This window comes from Planosporangium thailandense (assembly GCF_011947195.1).
GTDB classification, from domain to species: Bacteria; Actinomycetota; Actinomycetes; order Mycobacteriales; family Micromonosporaceae; genus Planosporangium; species Planosporangium thailandense.
On sequence record NZ_JAATVY010000007.1, the window covers coordinates 56,222 to 77,085 of the forward strand.

Consider the following 20,864-nt stretch of genomic DNA (forward strand, 5'->3'; position numbering starts at 1 on the left):
TCGATTCAGACGGTGAAGGCCCGGCGGAAGGCGCGCAGCGCCGTGGTGCTCTCCCCGGAGGCCCAGGCTTCCAGGCCGATCGTGCCGGCGAAGCCCATCTCCGCGAGGGCTCGCGCGACGCCGAAATAGTTGATCTCTCCGGTGCCGGGCTCGCACCGCCCGGGCACGTCGGCCACCTGGATCTCACCGATCCACGGCAGGGCACGGCGACACAGCTCGATGAGGTTCCCCTCGCCGATCTGCGCGTGGTACAGGTCGAGCATCAGCCGCAGGTGGTCGCTGCCGACCGACGCCACGAGCGCCAGGCAGTCGTCGGCACGGCCGAACGGCACACCCGGGTGGTCCACCGCCGTATTGAGGTTCTCGAGCACGAACGTGACGCCGTGCGCTTCCCCGAGACGCGCGACCCGGCTGAGCGTACGGTGCGCGGCCAGCCACATCTCACCGGTCACCACGGTGGCGGGCGTCACCGGCAGACCGTCGCCGCCCAGTCCGGTCCCGTGCAGGTTGAGTCGTGGGATCCCGAGCCGCCGCGCCACCGCGACGGACTCCGCGGCGGTGGCGAGCAGCTCGTCCGCGCCGGCAGGGTCGGTGAGGCTGCCCCGCACGTAGCCCGTCATCGAGGAGTAGACGGCCCCCTCCTCGCGGAGGGCGACCAGCAGGTCGATGTCGTGGCGTGTCCAGTCCCAGAGCTCGATTTGGAAGTCCAGCTCGGTGATCCGACGTACCCGCTCGGCCACCGGCAGTTCGCGGAAGACCATCTCGGCGCAGACCGCCAGCGTGAAGGGGCCCTGCCGTCCACGAATGCTCATGCGCCCGCCTCGCTCCGCTCGCCGACCGCATGAGGCACCCGCGCGCTGCAACCCTGATTCGCTCGCTGACGCTCGCTCATGCGGACTCCTCGCTCTCGCTGATGCGGACCGGCGCGCCGCGCTCGACCGACGCGATGCAGGCCAGCGCGATCCGTAGCGCGGCGCGGGCGTCGTGACCGCCCACCTCGGGTGCGCCGCCCCGGCGGACCGTGGCGCAGAAGGCGGCCAGCTCGGCGGCGTACGCGTCCGGGAAGAGCTCGGTATCGGCCCGTACGGTTGGACCCGCCACGCCGGTACTGCTCCAGTGGCGGACGGTCAGCTGCGCCGGCGTTCCAGCCGTCACCATTCCGGCCGAGCCGAACACCTCGCCCCGCACGTCGTAGCCGTACGCGGCGGAGAAGCTCGCCTCGGCGGTGGCGAGCGCGCCGTTGTCGTACCGGATACTCACCACCGCCGTGTCGAGGAGACCGTCGGCCTTGAAGTCGGGCGCGACGAGGGCGTCGGCCATCGCGTGGACCTCCACGGCTGTCGCGCCCGCGTTGAACCAGTTGAGCGTGTCGAAGTCGTGGATGAGCGTCTGGGTGAAGATGGTCCACGGTGCAACCGCCCCGGGGTTCGCCAGGCCGGGGTCGCGGGTCAGCGAGCGCAGCAGCTGCGGCGTACCGACACCGCCGTCGTCGACGATCCGCTTGGCGGCCGCGAAGTCCGCGGCGAAGCGGCGGTTGAACCCGACCTGAAGGGGCACGCCGGCCCGCGCGCAGGCGGCGATCGCCACGTCGGCCTCGTCGAGGGTCATCGCCATCGGCTTCTCGCAGAACACCGCCTTGCCGGCGGCCGCGGCCCGCGTCACGAGCTCGGCGTGCGCGGTCGAGGAGCAGGTGATGGCCACGGCCTCGACGCGCTCGTCGGCGAGTACGGCGTCGACGTCGGTGGTGGCCTCGGCGCCGAGCGGCACGGCGAGGCGCTCCGCGGCGCCAGCTGCCGGGTCGGCGACGGTGACCAGCTCGGCTTCCGGAAGGCGCCGGGCGATCGTGGTGGCGTGGAAGGTGCCGATCCGGCCGGCGCCGATGAGCGCGAAGCGCACCGGTTCAGCTCCGGCGGGCGGGGGAAGCGGCATGACGACTCCTCGTACTAGAGCGCTCTAGTCGGAGAGCATTTACCGTATCCGGGCACCCGTCAAGATCCCATGGCTAGAGCGCTCCAGTAGAGTGAACCCGTGACCGCCAGCCGCCCGACCATGGAGGACGTCGCCGCCCGCGCCGGCGTGTCCCGGGCGCTCGTCTCGATCGTCTTCCGTGGCGCGGCCGGCGCTTCCCCGGCCACCCGCGAGCGGGTGCTCACCGCGGCCGCCGAGCTCGGCTACCAGCCGGACCGGAGAGCCAGCCGCCTGGGCCGGACCCGTACCCGCATGCTCGGCGTGGTGTTCGGCGTCGGGCACGCCTTCCACGGCGACCTCGTCGACAGCCTGTACGTCGCGGCAGCCGACTCGGACTACGAGGTGGTGCTGAGCGGCGTGACCCCGCGTCGCCGGGAGGACGAGGCGGTCCGCGCCCTGCAGGCGGAGCGCTGCGAGGCGATCGTGCTGCTCGGCTCGACGCTGCCGGCGCGAGCCCTCGCGGAGCTGGCGAGCCGGCTCCCGACGGTCAGCGTGCTGCGCGACGTGCGCGCCGCCGGCGTCGACGTGGTCCGCACCGACGACGCCGAGGGCCTGCGCCAGGCGGTGGCCCATCTGCACGCGCTCGGCCACCGGCGCATCGCCCACGCCGACGGTGGACAGGCGCCGGGCGCGGCCGAGCGCCGCCGGGGGTACCGGACCGCCGTGCGCCGGCTCGGCCTCGCCGAACTGCCCCTCCTGCCGGCCGGACTCACCGAGGAGGACGGCGCGCGCGCCGCCGGCGCGTTCCTGGCCGGGCCCGCAAAGGATCGGCCGACCGCGGTCACCGCCTTCAACGACCGCTGCGCGCTCGGCTTCGTCGACGCGGTGCGGCGCGGCGGGGTGGGCGTGCCCGAGCGGCTGTCGGTCGTCGGGTTCGACGACATCCGGGCGGCGGCCTACGCCCACATCGCCCTGACGACCATCCGCCAGGACGCGGACGCCCTGGGGCGGCTGGCCATCGAGCGGGCCGCTGCCCGGCTCGACGAGGGCGCGCCGCCGGGTCGACCGGCGGTCGTGGCGCCCACGCTGGTCGTGCGGGCGACGACGGGGGCGCCGCGGTGACCGTGACGACCATGGCCCTCTTCGGGCTCGCGGCGCTGCTGGTCGGCTTCTCCAAGACCGCGATCGGCGGCCTGTCGAGCATCTCGATCGCCATCTTCGCCAGCCTCATGCCGGCCCGGGAGTCCACCGCGGCCATCCTGCTGATGCTGATCGTCGGAGACGTGATGGCAGTCTGGAACTACCGCCACGACTGCGACTGGTCGCTGCTGCGCCGGCTCATCCCCAGCGTGCTGCCCGGGCTCGCGCTGGGCGCGCTGTTCCTCGGCGCGATCGACGACAACGTGCTGCGACGCGTCATCGGCGCGCTGCTCATCGTCATGGCCCTCCTGCAACTGCTGCTGCGGTGGCGCTCCCCGACCCGCGGGGGCCTCGCGTACGGGCGGACCGCGGCCATCGGTGCGGGCCTGGCCGCCGGCTTCACGACGATGGTCGCGAACGCGGCGGGGCCGGTGATGACCCTGTACCTCGTCGCGCAGGGCGTGGACAAGCGGCGGTTCCTGGGCACCGGCGCCCTGTTCTTCTTCGGCGTGAACCTGTGCAAGCTGCCGTTCAGCGCCGGCCTCGGCCTGTTCCACGCCGCGACGCTGACCCGCGCCCTCGCCCTCGCGCCTCTGGTCCTCGTCGGCGGCTGGGCGGGCGTACGCGTGGCGCGGAAAATCAGCCAGGTCCGCTTCGACCAGGCGGTGCTGGGCGCGTCGGTGCTCGCCGCGCTGGCCCTCGTGCTGCGCTGACGCCGGCGGTCACCCGGGTCGCAGCCGGGCCGGGATGTTGTAGGGCGTGATCACCTCGACCCCGGCCGGCACCGACGTCGGCGCCCCCGGCAGCAACCGGTGGTGGCGCAGCACCTGCCGCAGGGCGGCCCGCATGTCGGCGCGCAGATCGTGGTGCAGCACCGCGTGGAGGGTACCGGCCCGCAGCAGTTGCAGGTTGTGCCCGTCGAGGTCGTGACCGAGGAAGACCGCGCAGTCCACGCCCGCGGCGGCCAGCTCGTCGGCGATGGCCCGGTTGCCGCCGCCGACGGAGTAGACGGCCCGTACCTCGGGGTGCTCGGCCAGCGCGGACCTGACGAGGGCGCGCATGGCCTCGTCGAGGCCGTCGGCGTCGGTGACGACGACCACCGCCAACCCGGGCGCGAGGTCCGCCAACGCGTGCCGGAAGGCGTCGGCCCGCTCCCGTTCGCCGAAGAACACCGAGCGGCTCAGGGTCACGAGTACGGTGCCCGTGCCGGCGGGCAGCCACCGCGAGACGAGGTACGCCGCGGTGGCGCCGGCCGCCGCGTTGTCCAGCCCGACGTACGCGATGCGCGGGCAGTCGTGCACGTCGGTGACGAGCGTGACCACGGGTACCCCGCGCTCGTACAGCCGCCGCACCGCCGCCGCGACCTCCGGGGCGTCCGGCGCCTTCAGCAGTACGCCGTGGGTCGTCCGGCCGCGCCGCCCGAGGCCGTCGAGGGCGGCCGCGAGGTCGGCGACCGCACCGGACTCGCGCAGCTGGAACCGCGCCCGCACCGCGGCCGGTCGGATCGCCGGCAGCTCCGCTTCGAGCGCCTCGCGCACCGCGCTGCTGAACCGCTGCGGCGCCTGCATGACGACGTCGAGCATCAGGGTGCGTGCGCCCAGCCGCAGCTGGCGCTGCTGCCGGTCAAGGTCGAGGATCGCCTGTTCGACCGCGCGTACCGCCCGGGGGCTGACGCCGGGACGGCCGTGCAGCACGCGGTCCACTGTGGCTTCACTCAGGCCGGACTGCTCGGCGATGTCGCGGATGCGGTGCCCTCGGGTCACGCCGGCACCCTACCTGAGGTCTTTTTGATGGATTCCGGCGCTGCCGCAGCCGGCCGGCCGACCGGATGCTGGAGACCATCCCGACTCCGTCACGCAGGAGGAATCATGACCGCTACCGCCGCCGCGCGGGTCTGGCTGCGCGCCGCCGACGCCCACGTGGAGGAGCTCCGCGAGGTGCTCCAGACGCGGACCGACCGCGCCGACCACCCGCACGCCGACCGCGTCGAACAGCAGGTCGTCGTGTACGACGCCGCCGCGCTCACCGCGGCGGGAACCGATCCGGACGAGCGGCGCGAGGTACAGGCCGAGATCGCGTACGCGTTGTCGGACGGACCCGGCATCGTGGTCGTCGAGGGCGCCTTCGCGCCCGCGGTCGTCGACCGGGTCACCGCGGCGTTCAACCGGATGATTTCCGACCAGCGGGCGGCCGGGATGGCCGTGGGCGACCACTTCGCCAAGCCGGGCGCCAACGACCGGGTGTGGAACGCCCTGGAGAAGCTCGCCGTCATCGACCCCGAAGCGTTCGTCGACTACTACGCCAATGACGTCGTCGCGCTGGTGTCCACGGCCTGGCTGGGCCCGGGTTACCAGGTCACCTCCCAGGTCAACGTCGTCAACCCCGGCGGGGAGGGTCAGACCGTGCACCGGGACTACCACCTCGGCTTCCAGTCCCCGCAGGCGTCGGCGCGGTACCCCGCGCACGTGCACAGGCTCTCGGCCTTCCTGACCCTCCAGGGCGCCGTCGCCCACTGTGACATGCCGGTGGAGTCCGGGCCGACGCTCTACCTGCCGCACTCGCAGAAGTACGAGCTGGGCTACCTCGCGTACTGGCACACCGAGTTCCAGGACTACTTCGTCGACCACCACATCCAGCTGCCGCTGCGCAAGGGTGACGCGGTCTTCTTCAACCCGGCGCTGTTCCACGCCGCCGGGTCGAACCGCTCCACGGACATCAAGCGCATGGCCAACCTGTTGCAGATCTCGTCGGCGTTCGGCCGCGCCATGGAGACGGTCGACCGGGAGCGCACGGTACGCGCGATCTACCCGGCCCTGCTCGCCCGCAAGGCCGCCGGCTGGGACGAGCACGCCCTGGCCAACGTGGTGGCCGCCAGCGCCGAGGGGTACTCCTTCCCGACCAACCTCGACCGGGACCAGCCGATCGGCGGCATGGCCCCGCCGACCCAGGCCGCGCTCGTCACGCAGGCCCTCGCCGAGGGTGCGTCACCTGAGCAGCTGGCCGAGCGGCTCGCCGCACAGTCCGCGACGAAGCGGAGCCACTGACGGAAGCGCAGCCACTGACACTCATACCGCCGCGGGTGCCTGGCTGCCACGTCCGGGCACCCCGCGCGGGCGGGCGCGCTACGGGGATTCGACGATGGGCGGGGTGGCCCACCGGCCGAGGTACTCCAGGATGGTGTCCCGCATGAACGTACTGGACTCCCGCGCCCGCTCCTCCCAGGCGAACACGCAGGTGGTGACGATGCCGTCGAACCCGACCGACTCCAGTGTCGCGAAGAACTCGTCGAAGTCGACCTCGCCCTGCCCGATGTCGAGATGCTGGTGGACCGTGACCTGCGACCCCGGCGGGTTGACGATGTAACGCAGGCCCGAGGAGGCGGTGTGGTCGAAGGAGTCGGCGACATGGACCATGGCCAGCAGATCGCCCGCCTTCTCCATGATGCCCCTGCAGTCGTTGCCCTGATGGAACGTGTGCGGAGCGCAGTACAGGAACGACACCTGGGGCGAGTTGATGCCCCGGATGACGTCGATCGCCCGCTTGCCGTCCTCCTCCCAGTCATCGGGGTGCGGCTCGATGACGAGCCGGATCCCCTCCCGTTCGAAGACCGGCAGGAGCTCCTCCATGGAGCGCCAGAACTGCCGTTCGCACCCGGCGGCCTGGCGCGGGTTGCCGTTGAACTCCGAGTTCATCGTGTCGACCCCGAGGTCGACCGCGATCTGGATCGCCCGCTTCCAGTACCGGACCGCGGCCTGCCGGTCGTCTTCGTCGGGCCCCGACCACCGGTACAGCGGTAGCACCGACGAGACTCCCACGCCGGCGCCGGTGAGCGCCTTCCTGAACCGCCGCACGGTGTCGTCGTCGACGCGCGGGTGGTTGAAGAAGGGCGTGAAGTCCTCCCGTGGGGACAGCTCGATCCACTCGTAGCCCAGCTCGGCCACGAGCGACGGCAACCGCAGCAGGGGAACCTCCCGGAACATGTACGGGTCAAGGGCGAGCTTCATGTATCCGCGCCCCCGTACACCTCGGCGCGGTCGACCAGGTCGACACGGACCGGCTGGCCGGTCGCGAGCGACTGCATGCCGGCCGTGCACACCGCCACGGCGGCGTAGCCGTCCCAGGCGGTCGGGCCGACGACGTCCCCCCGCCTACACGCGTCGACCCACGCCTGGACCTCCAGGTCGTAGGCGCGGCCGAAACGGTCGCGGAAGTCGTCCGGGATGTACCCGCCGTAGCGGTTGTCGCGGCGGACGAACACGCTCTGCCCCAGCCCGATCGTGACGTTGCCGCACTCGGCGACCGCCTCGCAGCGGACCTCGTACCCGACCTGGCTGTTGACGAAGACCTCCGTGGTGGCCATGCCGCCACCCGCCATCCGGAAGATCGCCACCTGGGGGTCGAGGATCCCGTCCGCCGCCCGGCCGGTCGGCTTCGGCGCGAGCACCGTGATGGTGTCGATCTCGTCGTCGAACAGCCAGCGGCACACGTCGACCTCGTGTACCAGCGAGTCGCGGACGATCATCTCGGAGCGGAACGAGTCCCCGACGGACTTGTTGCGATGGACGTTGTGCACGAGCAGCAGCCGCCCCAGCCCGCCGGCTTCGAGCAGCCGCTTCATCTCGGCGTACTCGGGGTCGAAGCGCCGCATGAAGCCGACCTGGATGAGGGGCGAGCCGGCCTTGCGCTCGGCTTCGACGACGCGCAGCGCGGACTCGCTGTCCATGGTCAGCGGCTTCTCGCACAGGGTGTACTTGCCGTGCGCGACGCAGGCGAGGACCTGCTCCTCGTGGACGAATCCGGGCGAGGCTATGAGCACGGCGTCGACGCCCTCGTCGGCGATGAGGTCGAGCGGGTCCGGGATGGCGCGGACGCCGTCGTAGCGGGCGGCCAGCGCGGCGGCGCGGGCGGTGTCCGGGTCGGAGACCGCGACCAGCGTCGCGCCGGCGATGCGGTGGACGAGCCGGTCGGCGTGGTCGGCGCCCATCACGCCGACACCGACGACCCCGACCCGCAAAGCGGAGGTACTCATGCCGTCTGCTCTTCCTCTTCTTCGCGCTCGATGGCCGCGAGCTCGTCGGGGTTGAGCACGGGCGACTCGACGTGACCGGGCGCCACCTCGGCGGGCGCGGCGACCCGGCCCGGATCGACCCCGCTCAGCTCGTGGCTGAGCTCTTCGAGCTCCTGACCGCCGGCCATCTCCCTGGTCAGCTGCTCCAGCGTCAACGCGTCGCGGTGCGCGTCGAGCACGACCCGGCCCAGCTTGAGGATGACGAAGTGGTTGCCGACCAGGTACGCGTGGTGCGGGTTGTGGGTGATGAAGATGACGCCCAGGCCGGCGTCGCGTGCCTTGACGATGTACCGCAGGACGACGCTGGACTGCTTGACGCCGAGCGCCGCGGTCGGTTCGTCGAGGATGATGACCCTGGCTCCGAAGTAGATGGCGCGGGCGATGGCGATGCACTGGCGCTGTCCGCCGGAGAGCCCGCCGACGGGGCGGTCCAGATCGGGGATCACCACCCCCATCTTGGTCAGCTCCTCGTCGCAGATCCGCTTCATCCGGGCGATGTCCAGGGTGCGCAGCGGCCCCTTGCGGAGCTCGTTGCCGAGGAAGAAGTTCCGCCACACCGACATCAGCGGCGCGAGCGCGAGATCCTGGTACACGGTGGCGATGCCGCCGGCCTGGGCGGCGCGCGGCGAGGCGAACCGGCACTCGACACCGTCGAGCTTCATCGCGCCGTCGGTGTAGTCGTGCAGTCCGGCGATGATTTTGATCAGTGTGGACTTGCCGGCGCCGTTGTCACCGAGGACGCAGGTGACCTCGCCCTGGCGCACGTTGATGCTGACGTCGCGCAGCGCGTGCACGTTGCCGTAGCTGAAGCCGACGTTGTCGAGCTGGAGAACCGGGGCGGCCGACCGGTCGGTGGTCACGGCGCTCATCTGAGGTCCGCCTTCTTCTTGACGTACACGTTCACGATGGTCGCGAGCAGCAGCATCACCCCGAGGAACGTCTTGAACCAGTCGGGGTTCCAGCCGGCGTAGTTGATGCCGAGCTGCGTCATTCCGAAGATCAGCGCGCCGATCGAGGCGCCGACCACCGAGCCGTACCCGCCGGTGAGCAGGCAGCCGCCGATCACGGCGGCGATGATGAAGATGAACTCCTTGCCGACGCCCTCCCCGGACTGCACGGTGTTGAACTGGAACAGCAGATGCATGCCGGACAGCCAGGCGCAGAATCCCACCGCCATGAACAGGCCGATCTTCGTTGCCTTGACCGGCACGCCGACGGCGCGGGCCGCGGCGGCGTCGCCGCCGACGGCGAAGATCCAGTTGCCGACCCTGGTACGCAGCAGGACGTAGGCCGCGACAAGGGTCAGCACGACCCAGTACAGGACGGTGATCTTCAGGGTGACCGGCCCGACGGTGACCTCGGAGCCGAACATGGTGTGGGCGCTGTGGAAGCCGTCCATGTCGGTGATGTCCGCGGTGGCGACGTTGCCGGTCAGCAGCCGCGTGACGCCGAGGTTGACGCCCTGCAGGATGAAGAACGTGGCCAGCGTGACGAGGAAGCTCGGCAGGCCGGTCTTGAACAGCAGCCACCCGTTGAACGCACCCACGGCCACCGAGACGACCAGCGCCAGGAGGATACCGACCCAGACGTTGAGGCCGAAGTTCCAGGCGAGGAGCGACGCGGACAGGCCGGACGTGGTCACCGCGACGCCGGCGGACAGGTCGAACTCGCCGCCGATCATGAGCAGAGCCACGGGTACGGCCATGATGCCGATGGTCGAGGCGCCGTAGAGGATCGTCCCGACGTTGGCGACGTTACGGAACGGCGGCGCGACCGCCATGAACAGTGCGAAGATCACGATCGCGCCGATGAGCGACCCGACCTCGGGCCGGCTCAGCAGCCGGGCCGCCAGCGGGCGATGGGCGACCCGGTCGTCCCGGGCCGCCTCCCCCCTGCTCGGCTCTATCGCCGCAGCAGTCATGTCAGCTCACCTCGTGCCGTTGCCGGCGAACTTCTCGACCGCGGCGACGTTGGTCTTGTCGATGAACGCGGGGCCGGTCAGGGTCGCCTGGCCACCACCGAGCATGTTGCCGTTGGTCTTGTACAGCCACAGGCTGTCGACGGCGAGGTAGCCCTGCAGGTAGGGCTGCTGGTCGACCGCCCAGTCCACCTGGCCGTTCTTGATGGCGGTCACGAGGTCCTTGTTGGTGTCGAACGTGACGACCTTGGCGGAGCTGTTGGCGTCCTTGACCGACTTGATGGCGGTCAGCGCGAACGGCGCGCCGAGGGTCAGCACGTGGTCGATGCTCGGGTCCTGCTGGAGCTTCGAGGTGATGGCCGCCTGGACGCTCGGCATGTCGGTGCCGGTGACGTAGATCTTCTCGGTGTTGGGGAACGTGGTCTTCACGCCGTCGCACCGGGCCTCCAGGCCGACGTGGCCCTGCTCCTGGATGACGCAGAGCGCCTTCTTCGCGCCGTCCTTGGTGAGCCGCTCGCCGGCCGCCTCGCCCGCGATCTTCTCGTCCTGGCCGAAGTAGCCGAGGACCCCCATGCTCTTCCAGGCGTCAATGCCGCCGTTGAGCGCGACGACGGGGATGCCGCCCTGGACGGCCTTCATCACGTTGGCCTTCATGGCGTCCGGCTTGGCCAGGGTGACCGCGATGCCGTCGACCTTCTTGTCGATCGCCGACTGGACCAGGTTGGCCTGGTTCGCGCCGTCCGGGTCGGACTGGTACTGCAGGTCGACGTTGTCCTTCTTCGCCGCGGCCTCGGCGCCCTTGCGAACCAGGTCCCAGAAGGTGTCGCCCGGTGCCGCGTGGGTGATGAGCGCGACCGTCATCTTCGGAGTACCGGCGTTCCCGGCGTTGGCGGTGCCCCCACTGGTGGACTGCTTGCCGCCGCTGGAGCTACAGGCCGCGAGGGCGAGCGCCGTCAGGGCGCCGGCCGCCACTAAGGAGATACGGGATGTACGGACCACGGTTCTTCCTTTCGTCATCCGGGATTGCTGCGTTGGTGTGTTCGTTGGTGCGTTCGCCTCGTTGGGAGTCGGATCGGTGTAGGGGAAAGGGTCAGCGCAGTGGGCCACCGGACCGCAGGTACGCCAGGGTCCGGGTGGCGATGGGCAGGGGGCGGTCGGCGGGGCACGGGTACATGTCCTGCTCGACGATGGCGAAGATCTCGACGTCCAGCTCCGCCAGGGCCGCCAGGATGGGCGGCATCTCAGGTACGCCGGTGGGCGGTTCGCACATGGCACCCATCCGTACGGCCTCGCCGAAGCCGATGCCGTCGGCGTGCACGGCCGCGACGACCGCCGGGTCGACCTGCTTGAGGTGCACGTAGCCGATCCGCTCGGGGTAGTCGCGGATCAGCTTCAGGCTGTCGCCGCCACAGTAGGCGATGTGCCCGGTGTCCAGGCACAGGCCCACCAGGTCGGGGTCGGTCTCGTGGAGGAACCGCTCGACGTTGGCGTGGGTGTCCACATGGGTGTCGGCGTGCGGGTGGAACTGGATCCGCAGGCCGAACTCCTCGCGGATCTGGTGGGCGAGCCGGTTCATCCGCGCGGCGTACGCGGGCCACTGCTCGTCGGTGAGCTGGGCCTCCTCGAGCACCGCCCCGGTCTGCGGATCCCGCCAGAAGTCCGGGATGACCACGAGGTGTGCCGCACCCATGGCAGCGGTCAGCGAGGCCGCCGCCGAGACCTCCTTCCAGGTGCTGTCCCAGGAGTCCGGGCGGTGCAGGTGCTCGAAGATCGTTCCGGCGGTCATCGTCAGGCCCCGCCGGTCGAGCTCGTCGCGCAGCCGGGCGGGGTCGGTGGGCAGGTAGCCGTACGGCCCCAGCTCGATCCGCGAGTAGCCGGCGGCGGCGACCTCGTCCAGGAACCGTTGCCAGGGTGTCTGCTGTGGATCGTCGGCGAACCACACCCCCCAGCTGTCCGGGGCGCTGCCGATCATGGCCGGTCGGCTCATCGGTCGGTCCTCTCTGTGGGCGCCAGGTGCGGGCGCTGGGTCGTCCTGTGCGCGGCATACGTTCCGTAGGCCCGCCGGGTGCTGTCGAGCTCGCTGACCTGGCTGACCGGGACGTCCCACCAGGCGTCGCTGTCCGGGGCGTGGACGCCCGGGTCGGTCTCGACGTGGATCACGACGGGACCGCCGTCGGCGGGGGCGGCCTTGGCGTCCTTGATGGCCTGCTCCAGCTCGGCGCGGCTGTGCACCTCGATCACGGTGGCGCCGAGGCTGCGGGCGTTGGCGGCCAGATCGACCGGCAGCTTCTCCCCGTCGAGGCGGCCGGTGGCGGGGTCGCGGAAGCGGTACCGGGTACCGAAGCGCTGCGACCCGAGAGACTCCGACAGCGAGCCGATGGAGTGGAAACCGTGGTTCTGCACCAGCACCACGATGATCTTGACTCGCTCCTGCACCGCGGTGACCAGTTCGGTCGGCATCATCAGGTACGAGCCGTCGCCCACCAGGACGAACACGTCCCGGTCCGGATCGGCCAACCGTACCCCGATGCCGCCGGGAATTTCGTAGCCCATGCACGAGTAGCCGTACTCGACGTGGTAGGCCTTGCGGTCGCGTACCCGCCACAGCTTGTGCAGGTCGCCCGGCATCGAGCCGGCGGCGCACACGACCACGTCCCTCGGGTCGGACAGCTCGTTGACGCAGCCGAGCACGGTGCCCTGGGTGAGCACGCCGTCGGCGAGCGCGTCGGTGACGTCGGCGGGCGGGTGGTAGGCCGCCTCCACCTGCGCGTCCCACTCCCGCCACAGCGTCGCCTGGCGGTCGACGTACGCCGGGTCCACGGCGAAGCCGTCGAGGGCCGCGGTGAGCGCGGCGAGCGCCTCGCGGGCGTCGGCCACCACCGGCAGGCCCGCCAGCTTCCCGGCGTCGAAGCGGGCGACGTTGATGTTGACGAAGCGGACGTCCGGGTGCTGGAAGGCGGTGTGCGACGCGGTCGTGAAGTCGCTGTAGCGGGTACCGACACCGATGACGACATCGGCCTCCCGGGCGAGCGCGTTCGCCGCCGTCGTACCCGTCGCGCCGATCGCGCCCATCGCCTGCGGGTGGCCGTGCGGCAGCGCGCCCTTGCCGGCCTGGGTCTCGCCGACCGGGATCCCGGTCAGCTCGCAGAAGGCGCGCAGCGCGTCCTCGGCGCCGGAGTAGTGCACGCCGCCGCCGGCCACGATGAGCGGCCGCTGGGCCGCGCGGATCGCGGCCGCGGCCTCGACGATGTCGACCGCCTCCGGCAGCGGCCGGGCCACCCGCCAGACCCGCTCGGCGAACAGCTCGACCGGCCAGTCGAACGCCTCGGCCTGCACGTCCTGCGGCAGTGCGATGGTCACCGCGCCCGTCTCCACCGGGTCGGTGAGCACCCGCATCGCGTTCAGCAGCGCCGTGGGCAGCTGCTCCGGCCGGTTGACCCGGTCGAAGAAGCGCGACAGCGGACGGAACGCGTCGTTGACGGTGATGTCCGCGGCGTACGGGACCTCCAGCTCCTGCAGCACCGGCCCGGCCACCCGCGTGGCGAACGTGCCGGACGGCAGCAGCAGCACCGGCAGGCGGTTGACGGTGGCGAGCGCCGCGCCGGTGAGCATGTTGGTCGAGCCGGGGCCGACCGACGCGGTGCAGGCCCAGGTCTGCAGCCGGTCGGACTGCCGGGCGTACGCGACCGCCGTGTGCACCATGGCCTGCTCGTTGCGGGCCAGCACGTACGGCAGGCGCGCCCCGCTTTCGGCGAGCTCGTGCTGCAGCAGCGCCTGGCCGAGGCCGGCCACGTTGCCGTGGCCGAAGATCCCGACGCACCCGGCGAACAGCTTCTGGCGCCGGCCGTCCCGCTCGCTCCACTGGTTGGCCAGGAAGCGTACGACGGCCTGGCCCACGGTCAGGCGCACCGTACTCATCGGAGCCCTCCCATCGGCAGTCGGGGATCGACATCCTGCGTGGCCCATGACCCGCGGACCCAGCCGTGGGCCGGGTCGTCGCAGATCAGCCAGGCCCGGGTCGCGCCGGGGCCGGCCATCACGTTGAGGTAGTACAGGTCGTAGCCGGGCGGGGCCATCGCCGGCCCGTGCCACCCGTGCGGCACGAGGACCACGTCGCCGGAGCGGACCTCGGCGAGGACCTCGATCGGCCGCGCGGCGGTGCCGTAGACCCGTTGGTAGCCAACGGGATCCGCACCGGCGGGCGCACCCGGCTCGGCGCGTACCTCGAAGTAGTAGATCTCCTCGAGCGCGGTCTCCACGCCGTCGCGCTCCTCGTCATGCTTGTGCGGCGGGTACGAACTCCAGTTGCCGGCCGGGGTGACGACCTCGCAGGCGATGATCGAGTCGGCGTCGAGCACCTGCGGCGTACCGAAGTTGCGCACCTCGCGGGAGGCCATCCCGGCACCGCGCAGCTCCACGGGTACGTCGGTCACGGGCACGCGGCGGAACGGCAGCGGTGCCGGCCGCTTCGTCGCCTTCGCACCACAGAGTGCGACCTTTGCCGGACCGTCGCTCGCGTTGCGTACGGCCAGCCGCGCGCCCCGCGGCACGTAGGCGACATCCGTCGGGCCGGCGAAGACGCTTTCCCGCCCGGTGAGCTGGGCCTCGTGCCGCTCCCCCGCGTGGTCGGTTGCCGTGACGTCGAAGCTGCCGGCCAACGGCACGACGATGACCTCGCTGTCCCCGGTGGACAGCGTCACCTCGCCGGCCAGCTGGAGGGTGGCCACCCGCAGGCTCGTGTGTTCCCACCCGTCGAGCGCATCGGTGATCGACACCTCGAAGTCGCCCGCGCCGGCCGTACCGTACGGGTGGACCCACCGCTCGGTCATCGCACTTCTCCGTGCACGAGCCGGGCGGCCGCATCGACGGCGGCGGCCACGTCGCCGTCCGGCGGGAACAGCAGCGCCCGCCCGACGACCAGGCCGCGCACGGCCGGCAGGTCGAGGGCCCGACCCCACCTGGCGAACGTCTCGTCCGGACGCCCGCTCGGGTCACCGCCGAGCAGCAGGGTCGGCAGCGTCGTGGCGTCCATGACCCGCTCCAGGTCGTCGACGACCGGCAGCTTCAGCCAGGTGTGCCGGCTCGTCGCCCCGAGCCCGGCGGCGATGTGGATCGACTTGATGGTCGAGTCGGGGTCGAGCAGGTTGCGTACCCGGTCGTCCTCGCGTACGGACAGGAAGGGCTCCACCATCGCCATGACGCCGTGGGCCGCCAACTCTCCGATCGCGCGGGCGGTCGCCTCGAGGGTCGCCACGGTACGCGCGTCGCCGAGGCAGATCCGGGTCAGCATCTTGCCGCCGTCCAGGCCCCGCGCCGCGATCTCGGCCGGCGTGTACGCGGTGAACCGGTCGTCGAACTCGAAGACCGAGCCCTGCAGCCCGCCCCGGTTCATCGACCCGATCGCGACCTTGTCCTCCAACTCCCCCATGAGGAGCAGGTCGTCGAGGATGTCGGGCGTGCCGAGCACACCGTCGACTCCCGGGCGCGACAGCGCCACGGCGAGGCGCTCCAACAGGTTGCTGCGCGAGGCCATGGCCTGGCGATCGTCGCGGACGCCGAGCGCGCCGCGGGCGGGGTGGTCCGCGGCCACGATGAGCAGCCGGCCGTCCGCCCCTACCAGTTCGCGGCGCTTGCGGGCGTTCCACCCGTCGGCGATCCGCTGCGGCTCGCGTACCCGGATCTCGGTCAGCTCGGCGATGTCCGGGCGGCGTGACGTCGTGGTCATCGGCGCTCCTCCTGTCCCTGGCCGGCGCTCGCGGCCCCCGTTGCTTCCCGGCCGGCGAGCACCGACTCGACCTCGGCCTGTGTGGGCATGGCGCCCGAGCACTCGAGCCGGGAGGCGACGATGGCGCCGGCCACGTTGGCGAACCGCAGCACACGACGCAGATCCCAGCCGCTGAGCAGGCCGTGGACGAGCGCGCCGCCGAAGGCGTCGCCGGCGCCGAGGCCGTTGACGACCGTGACCGGGAACGGCGGCACCTCGACGCGCTCATCGGCGGTGGCGGCGAGCACGCCCTTGGGCCCCTGTTTGACGATGGCCAGCTCGATGCCGCGTTCGAGCAGGGCGTCCGCCGCGCGCCGCGGATCGGTCTCACCGACGGCGACCTGGCACTCCTCCCGGTTGCCGACCGCGACCGTGACGTGCTCGAGCGCCTTTCCCACCTGGGCGCCGGCCTCGGCCGGGTCCGGCCAGAACATGGGCCGGTAGTCGAGGTCGAGGATCGTGTACGGCCGGCGGCCGCGGGCCTGCCAGGCCGCGAAGTGCGCCGACCGGGACGGCTCCTGCGACAGTCCGGTGACGGTCGCCCAGAAGACGGCCGCATCGCGGATCGCGTCGGTCGGAATCCCGTCCGCGGTGATCATCAGGTCCGGTGCGATCGGATACCGGTAGAAGTACAGCGGGAAGTCGTCCGGTGGGAAGACCTCGCAGAAGGTCACCGGCGTCGGCGGGCCGTCGACCTCGGTGACGAAGGTGTCGTCCACATTGAACTCACGCAGCGCGCGGTGGATGTAGCGGCCGAACGGGTCGCGGCCGGTGCGCGTGACGATCGCGGTCCGGCGCCCGTACCGGGCCGCGGCCACCGACACGTTGGTCGCGCTGCCACCGAGGAACTTCTCGAAGCGCCGGACGTCCTCGAGCCCCACACCGTGGTCGAGCGGGTAGATGTCCACCCCGCACCGGCCCATCGCCACCAGGTCGTACGTCGTCATCGGCTCAAGCCCCGGCCACGGCGAGCAGGTGCGCGATGCTCGCCCGTACGTCGGCGACCGGGCCTTCGCCGCCGGGCTCGCCAGCCAGGATCGTGTCCTGCTCCAGGACGTACCAGCCGGTGTACCCGTTACTCTCGAGCGCGGCGACGATGGCGTGGATGTCGACGTCGCCGGTACCGAGCGGGACGTACATGCCGCCCGCCACGGCCTCGGTGTAAGTCGCCTCGCCGGACCGCACCCGCGTGGCCCAGTCCAGCCGTACGTCTTTGAGATGGGTGTGGGCGATCCGCTCCGGGTGCTGTCGCGCCACCGCGACCGGGTCGCCGCCGCCGATGAGCAGGTGCCCGGTGTCCAGGCACAGCCCGATGCGGCTGCCGGCGAGCACGCGCGTGGTCTCCTCGCCGCTTTCGACCATCGTGCCGACGTGCGGGTGCAGCGTGGCCACGAGCCCACGGCCGGCCGCGGCGTCGGTGATGCGGTCGAGGTTGCCCAGCAGGGTCGACCAGCCGGACTCGTCGAGGACCGGCCGGTCGTCGTACCCGTCCCGGCCGGTCGCGGCGGCGATGACGACCGTCGAGGCGTGCGCCGCGACCAGGCCGTCGATCGCGCGCTCGACCTCCGGCAGCGGGTCGTGGCCGGCGTCGTGCAGGACGACCGGGACGAACTGCCCGACCGCCTGCAAGCCGTACCCGGCCAGGGTCGCCGCCTTGGCCGCCGGCTCGTCGGGCAGGAAGCCGTCGGGGCCGAACTCCGTGGCGGTCAGCCCGAGTTCGCGCATCTGGCGCAGGACGGTGTCGGGTTCGAGCTGGTGGCCCCAGCCGGGGACCTCGCAGACGCCCCAGGAGATGGGCGCACCGGCGATACGCTCAGCCACGGTCATGGTTCTCAGAACCCCTTGATCTCGGAGAGGGCGACGGGACGGCGCTGCGCCCGGGACAGCTCGCACGCCTCGGCGATGCGGAAGGCCTCGAGCGCGTCGTGGACGGTGCACGGCGAGGGCCGCTCGCCGCGGGCGACGTCCGCAAAGGCGGTGAGCTCGGCCCGGTAAGCCGGGAGGAACCGTTCCATGAACGACCACTTCTGCGGCCCACGGGGGAAATCGACGCCCGCTTCCGCGGAGCGCATGGCCAGTGAGTGATCCAGCCCGACGGCGATGGTGCCCTTCTCGCCGTGCAGCTCCATGCGTACGTCATGACCGCCGCCGTTGTAGCGGGTCGAGGAGACGAGGACGATCGTGCCGTCGTCGAGGGTCAGCAGCGCCCCGGCGGTGTCCACGTCACCGGACTCGGCGAAGAAGTCGGCGCCCTTGTTGGCGCCGGTCGCGTAGACGGTGCTCACCTCCCGCCCGGTGACGAACCGGAGGATGTCGAAATCATGGACGTTGCAGTCGCGGAAGATGCCCCCGGAGGTCGGGATGTACGAGGCGTGCGGCGGGGCCTGGTCGTGGGTGTTGGCCCGGATGGTGTGGATGAAGCCCAGCTCGCCCGACTCCACGGCGTGCCGCGCGCGGCGGTAACCGGCGTCGAAACGGCGCTGGAAGCCGACGTGCACCGGCACGTCGCTGGCCGCGACGAGCTCGGCCAGCGTGATCGTCTCATCCAGGGTCGCTGCCACCGGCTTCTCGCAGAAGGTCGGCACCCCGGCCGCGATGGCCTGGCGCAGCAGCGGCGCGTGCCCGGGGGTGGCCGTGGCGATCACGAAGCCGTCCAGGCCCGACGCGAGGAGCGCCTCGACATCGTCGGCCACCTGGGCCCCGAGCCCGTCGGCGACGTTCTTGGCGGCTTCGATGTCGACGTCCGTCACGACCAACTCGTCGACGAAGTCGAGACCCGACAGGGTCTTGGCATGGAAGGCACCGATCCGTCCGACACCCGCGAGCCCGATGCGCATTCGCATCCCATCCAATCCAGGTTGTTGGTCCGTGACGTTGTTGGTTCTGACGTTGTCGTTTCGTCCACGTCGTTGGTTCGTCCACGTCCTTGGTTCGTCCACGTTGCTGGTTCGTCCGCGTTGCTGGTTCGCGCCTCTCAGGGCGCGAGGCCGGGGCTCCAGCCGACCGTTGCCGGGTAGCCTGCGCTTCTAGTGAACATCACGTCAATACTTTGTTCTGACATTTTTACGTAACGTCTTTCTAACCGGCCTGGGGTACACTTTGTGCCGTGGCAATCCAAGTCGGCGTGACGATCGACCGCTCCTCCCCCGTGCCCCTGTACCACCAGCTCGCGGAGCAGCTCAGCGGCGCCATCGCCAGCGGCCAGCTGCAGCCCGGCGACCCTTTCGAGAACGAGATCGCCCTCGCGGAGCGGCTGAACCTGTCGCGACCGACGGTGCGTCGGGCCATCCAGGAGCTGGTCAGCCAGGGCCTGCTGCTACGTCAGCGCGGTCTGGGCACCACCGTCGCGAACCGCAAGGTCCACCGGCGCGCCGAGCTCACCAGCCTCTACGACGACCTCAAGCGGGCCGGCGGTCGACCGACCACGACCGTCCTCAGCCACGAACTGGTGCGGGACGAGCAGGTGGCGGCTGCGCTCGACCTGCCCGCCGACGCCGAACTACTCTCGATCGTCCGGTTGCGGCTCTCCGACGATCAGCCGCTGGCCGTCCTCCGTAACTGGCTGCCCCCGGCGTACAACGACATCACCCGCGAGTGCCTGGAAACCGAGGGCATGTACGCCGTCCTGCGGGACCGCGGCGCCCGTCCCGTCGTCGCGCATCAGACGATCAGCGCCCGGATGCCGACCGCGGCGGAGCGGCGCCACCTCCGGCTCAAGTCCTCGGAGCCCGTTCTCACGATGACGCGCAGCGCCTTCGACGCGACGGGCAACCCCGTCGAGTACGGCGACCACTGCTACCGGGCGCAGGACTACAGCATCGAGGTCATGCTCGACAAGCGGTGAAGTGAGGCGTCGCGCCGAACCTCGGCCGTACACCTCCGCGCGGCTACCGCCACTCGCCGGTAGCGAGAAGGTGTCGCAGCGTCTCCGTGTACGGCGCGAGGTCGAGACCCTGGCCGACCACCCACTCGTCGTTGTAGTAGGTGTGGGCGTAGCGGTCACCGTCGTCGCACAGCAGCGTCACCACGCTGCCCGCCTGCCCTGCGGCGCGCATGCCGGCGATGATGCACAGCGCGCCCCACAGGTTGGTGCCGGTTGAGCCCCCCGCCCGCCGGCCCGTCACTTCCGCGAGCAGACGCATCGCCGCGAGCGAGGCCGCGTCGGGCACCTGGATCATCCGGTCGATCACGGTCGGTATGAAGCTCGGCTCGCACCGGGGTCGGCCGATGCCCTCGATGCGCGACCCACGTCCGGTGGTCCGGGCCAGGTCACCCTCGACCCAACCGTCGAAGAACGCCGAGTTCTCCGGATCAACCACCGCCAGGCTGGTGCTGTACCTGCGGTACCGCACGTACCGGCCGATCGTGGCGCTGGTGCCGCCGGTACCCGCGCCTACGACGATCCAGCTCGGCACCGGGTGCCGCTCGAGCGCCATCTGGTTGAAGATCGACTCGGCGATGTTGTTGTTGCCGCGCCAGTCGGTGGCCCGCTCGGCGAAGGTGAACTGGTCGAGGAAGTGCCCACCGGTCTCCGCAGCGACCCGGTGGGCCTCGTCGTACACGGCCGTCGGATCGGCGACGAGGTGGCACCGGCCGCCGTGGAACTCGATCAGCGCGATCTTCTCCGGGCTCGTCGAAGCCGGCATGACCGCGACGAACGGCAGGCCGAGCAGCCGGGCGAAGTACGCCTCGGACACCGCGGTGGACCCGCTCGACGCCTCCACGATCGTCATCCCCTCCCGGATCCAGCCGTTGGCCAGTCCGTAGAGGAAGAGCGAGCGAGCCAGTCGGTGCTTCAGGCTGCCGGTGGGGTGTACCGACTCGTCCTTGAGGTACAGGTCGATGCCCCAGTCCGCCGGCAGCGGGAAGACGTGCAGGTGGGTGTCGGCGGACCGGTTCGCGTCCGCTTCGACTCGGCGAATCGCCTCGTCCACCCATGCACGGGCGGACCCGCTGTACCGGTCGACCGACCGGACCGGCTGGCTGTCCAAGGTATGGCTCACGCGTCAGAGCGTAACGGGAGCCCTGGTCCTCAGATCATCGTGTCGCCAGGTCGTCGCATCGTC

The 20,864-nt window shown here is 71.3% G+C and carries 20 protein-coding genes; 4 read left to right on the plus strand and 16 right to left on the minus strand.

Annotation, left to right across the window (positions count from 1 at the left end):
* Positions 1 to 5 precede the first annotated feature (5 nt).
* Positions 6 to 812: a TIM barrel protein gene (locus HC031_RS12760; protein WP_167925486.1), complete on the minus strand. Its 807-nt coding sequence runs from the start codon at positions 810 to 812 to the stop codon at positions 6 to 8.
* Between the two features lie 76 nt (positions 813 to 888).
* Positions 889 to 1,929 carry a Gfo/Idh/MocA family oxidoreductase gene (locus HC031_RS12765; RefSeq protein ID WP_167925487.1) on the minus strand — a complete coding sequence of 347 codons (1,041 nt, stop codon included), beginning with the start codon at positions 1,927 to 1,929 and terminating at the stop codon, positions 889 to 891.
* A gap of 99 nt (positions 1,930 to 2,028) precedes the next feature.
* Between HC031_RS12765 and HC031_RS12770 the strand changes: the two genes are divergently transcribed.
* Together HC031_RS12770 and HC031_RS12775 are read left to right on the plus strand one after the other, a co-directional pair.
* Complete coding sequence (locus tag HC031_RS12770) at positions 2,029 to 3,030, plus strand: LacI family DNA-binding transcriptional regulator (RefSeq protein WP_338090630.1); 1,002 nt, start codon at positions 2,029 to 2,031, stop codon at positions 3,028 to 3,030.
* The gene (locus HC031_RS12775; protein ID WP_205862666.1) at positions 3,027 to 3,761 is read left to right on the plus strand and encodes a TSUP family transporter; all 735 of its coding nucleotides are present in this window, start codon (positions 3,027 to 3,029) and stop codon (positions 3,759 to 3,761) included. The genes HC031_RS12770 and HC031_RS12775 overlap by 4 nt, the downstream gene beginning before the upstream one ends.
* 9 nt (positions 3,762 to 3,770) lie before the next feature.
* On the opposite strand, the gene HC031_RS12780 is transcribed toward HC031_RS12775, so the two are convergent.
* Positions 3,771 to 4,811, minus strand: coding sequence for a substrate-binding domain-containing protein (locus HC031_RS12780; RefSeq protein WP_167925488.1), 1,041 nt, complete (start codon positions 4,809 to 4,811; stop codon positions 3,771 to 3,773).
* Between the two features lie 105 nt (positions 4,812 to 4,916).
* On the opposite strand from HC031_RS12780, the gene HC031_RS12785 reads away from it, so the two are divergent.
* Complete coding sequence (locus HC031_RS12785; protein ID WP_167925489.1) at positions 4,917 to 6,092, plus strand: phytanoyl-CoA dioxygenase family protein; 1,176 nt, start codon at positions 4,917 to 4,919, stop codon at positions 6,090 to 6,092.
* 78 nt (positions 6,093 to 6,170) lie between these two features.
* Here the strand turns inward: HC031_RS12785 and HC031_RS12790 are convergent, their stop codons facing one another.
* The 12 genes from HC031_RS12790 to HC031_RS12845 form a co-directional block, all read right to left on the minus strand.
* Positions 6,171 to 7,052 (minus strand): sugar phosphate isomerase/epimerase family protein, encoded by an 882-nt coding sequence (locus tag HC031_RS12790; protein ID WP_167925490.1) that lies wholly within the window; start codon positions 7,050 to 7,052, stop codon positions 6,171 to 6,173.
* The gene (locus HC031_RS12795) at positions 7,049 to 8,077 is read right to left on the minus strand and encodes a Gfo/Idh/MocA family protein (RefSeq protein WP_167925491.1); all 1,029 of its coding nucleotides are present in this window, start codon (positions 8,075 to 8,077) and stop codon (positions 7,049 to 7,051) included. The genes HC031_RS12790 and HC031_RS12795 overlap by 4 nt, the downstream gene beginning before the upstream one ends.
* Positions 8,074 to 8,985, minus strand: a complete 912-nt coding sequence (locus tag HC031_RS12800) for an ATP-binding cassette domain-containing protein (protein WP_167925492.1) — start codon at positions 8,983 to 8,985, stop codon at positions 8,074 to 8,076. The genes HC031_RS12795 and HC031_RS12800 overlap by 4 nt, the downstream gene beginning before the upstream one ends.
* Entirely contained in the window at positions 8,982 to 10,037 is a 1,056-nt protein-coding gene (locus HC031_RS12805; RefSeq protein ID WP_167925493.1) for an ABC transporter permease, read from the minus strand. Before HC031_RS12805 ends, HC031_RS12800 begins: the two co-directional genes overlap by 4 nt.
* Positions 10,038 to 10,043: 6 nt before the next feature.
* Positions 10,044 to 11,033: a sugar ABC transporter substrate-binding protein gene (locus tag HC031_RS12810; RefSeq protein WP_338090631.1), complete on the minus strand. Its 990-nt coding sequence runs from the start codon at positions 11,031 to 11,033 to the stop codon at positions 10,044 to 10,046.
* Positions 11,034 to 11,124: 91 nt separating this feature from the next.
* Positions 11,125 to 12,021, minus strand: coding sequence for a TIM barrel protein (locus tag HC031_RS12815; RefSeq protein WP_167925495.1), 897 nt, complete (start codon positions 12,019 to 12,021; stop codon positions 11,125 to 11,127).
* A complete protein-coding gene (gene iolD / locus HC031_RS12820; protein ID WP_205862667.1) occupies positions 12,018 to 13,952 on the minus strand; it encodes a 3D-(3,5/4)-trihydroxycyclohexane-1,2-dione acylhydrolase (decyclizing) in 1,935 nt (644 codons plus the stop codon). The genes HC031_RS12815 and iolD overlap by 4 nt, the downstream gene beginning before the upstream one ends.
* The gene (iolB, locus tag HC031_RS12825; protein WP_167925497.1) at positions 13,949 to 14,863 is read right to left on the minus strand and encodes a 5-deoxy-glucuronate isomerase; all 915 of its coding nucleotides are present in this window, start codon (positions 14,861 to 14,863) and stop codon (positions 13,949 to 13,951) included. The genes iolD and iolB overlap by 4 nt, the downstream gene beginning before the upstream one ends.
* Positions 14,860 to 15,759 carry a Cgl0159 family (beta/alpha)8-fold protein gene (locus HC031_RS12830; RefSeq protein WP_167925498.1) on the minus strand — a complete coding sequence of 300 codons (900 nt, stop codon included), beginning with the start codon at positions 15,757 to 15,759 and terminating at the stop codon, positions 14,860 to 14,862. Before HC031_RS12830 ends, iolB begins: the two co-directional genes overlap by 4 nt.
* Complete coding sequence (iolC, locus tag HC031_RS12835; protein WP_167925499.1) at positions 15,756 to 16,745, minus strand: 5-dehydro-2-deoxygluconokinase; 990 nt, start codon at positions 16,743 to 16,745, stop codon at positions 15,756 to 15,758. Before iolC ends, HC031_RS12830 begins: the two co-directional genes overlap by 4 nt.
* Before the next feature lie 4 nt (positions 16,746 to 16,749).
* Positions 16,750 to 17,625 carry a sugar phosphate isomerase/epimerase family protein gene (locus tag HC031_RS12840; RefSeq protein WP_167925500.1) on the minus strand — a complete coding sequence of 292 codons (876 nt, stop codon included), beginning with the start codon at positions 17,623 to 17,625 and terminating at the stop codon, positions 16,750 to 16,752.
* Between the two features lie 5 nt (positions 17,626 to 17,630).
* On the minus strand, positions 17,631 to 18,641 hold the full coding sequence (locus HC031_RS12845) for a Gfo/Idh/MocA family protein (protein ID WP_240942433.1): 1,011 nt from the start codon (positions 18,639 to 18,641) through the stop codon (positions 17,631 to 17,633).
* 263 nt (positions 18,642 to 18,904) lie between these two features.
* Here HC031_RS12845 and HC031_RS12850 point away from each other — a divergent pair, with 263 nt between their 5' ends.
* Positions 18,905 to 19,642 (plus strand): UTRA domain-containing protein, encoded by a 738-nt coding sequence (locus tag HC031_RS12850; RefSeq protein ID WP_167925501.1) that lies wholly within the window; start codon positions 18,905 to 18,907, stop codon positions 19,640 to 19,642.
* Between the two features lie 43 nt (positions 19,643 to 19,685).
* On the opposite strand, the gene cds1 is transcribed toward HC031_RS12850, so the two are convergent.
* Positions 19,686 to 20,801, minus strand: coding sequence for an L-cysteine desulfhydrase Cds1 (gene cds1 / locus HC031_RS12855; protein WP_338090632.1), 1,116 nt, complete (start codon positions 20,799 to 20,801; stop codon positions 19,686 to 19,688).
* Positions 20,802 to 20,864: the final 63 nt, after the last annotated feature.

What these genes read in the sequence shown, in the direction of transcription:
- HC031_RS12760 (WP_167925486.1), bottom strand. Translation starts at nt 812, where the DNA reads ATGAGCATTCGTGGACGGCAGGGCCCCTTCACGCTGGCGGTCTGCGCC.
- HC031_RS12765 (WP_167925487.1), bottom strand. Translation starts at nt 1,929, where the DNA reads ATGCCGCTTCCCCCGCCCGCCGGAGCTGAACCGGTGCGCTTCGCGCTC.
- HC031_RS12785 (WP_167925489.1), top strand. Translation starts at nt 4,917, where the DNA reads ATGACCGCTACCGCCGCCGCGCGGGTCTGGCTGCGCGCCGCCGACGCC.
- HC031_RS12790 (WP_167925490.1), bottom strand. Translation starts at nt 7,052, where the DNA reads ATGAAGCTCGCCCTTGACCCGTACATGTTCCGGGAGGTTCCCCTGCTG.
- HC031_RS12795 (WP_167925491.1), bottom strand. Translation starts at nt 8,077, where the DNA reads ATGAGTACCTCCGCTTTGCGGGTCGGGGTCGTCGGTGTCGGCGTGATG.
- HC031_RS12800 (WP_167925492.1), bottom strand. Translation starts at nt 8,985, where the DNA reads ATGAGCGCCGTGACCACCGACCGGTCGGCCGCCCCGGTTCTCCAGCTC.
- HC031_RS12805 (WP_167925493.1), bottom strand. Translation starts at nt 10,037, where the DNA reads ATGACTGCTGCGGCGATAGAGCCGAGCAGGGGGGAGGCGGCCCGGGAC.
- HC031_RS12815 (WP_167925495.1), bottom strand. Translation starts at nt 12,021, where the DNA reads ATGAGCCGACCGGCCATGATCGGCAGCGCCCCGGACAGCTGGGGGGTG.
- iolD (WP_205862667.1), bottom strand. Translation starts at nt 13,952, where the DNA reads ATGAGTACGGTGCGCCTGACCGTGGGCCAGGCCGTCGTACGCTTCCTG.
- iolB (WP_167925497.1), bottom strand. Translation starts at nt 14,863, where the DNA reads ATGACCGAGCGGTGGGTCCACCCGTACGGTACGGCCGGCGCGGGCGAC.
- HC031_RS12830 (WP_167925498.1), bottom strand. Translation starts at nt 15,759, where the DNA reads ATGACCACGACGTCACGCCGCCCGGACATCGCCGAGCTGACCGAGATC.
- iolC (WP_167925499.1), bottom strand. Translation starts at nt 16,745, where the DNA reads ATGACGACGTACGACCTGGTGGCGATGGGCCGGTGCGGGGTGGACATC.
- HC031_RS12840 (WP_167925500.1), bottom strand. Translation starts at nt 17,625, where the DNA reads ATGACCGTGGCTGAGCGTATCGCCGGTGCGCCCATCTCCTGGGGCGTC.
- HC031_RS12845 (WP_240942433.1), bottom strand. Translation starts at nt 18,641, where the DNA reads ATGCGAATGCGCATCGGGCTCGCGGGTGTCGGACGGATCGGTGCCTTC.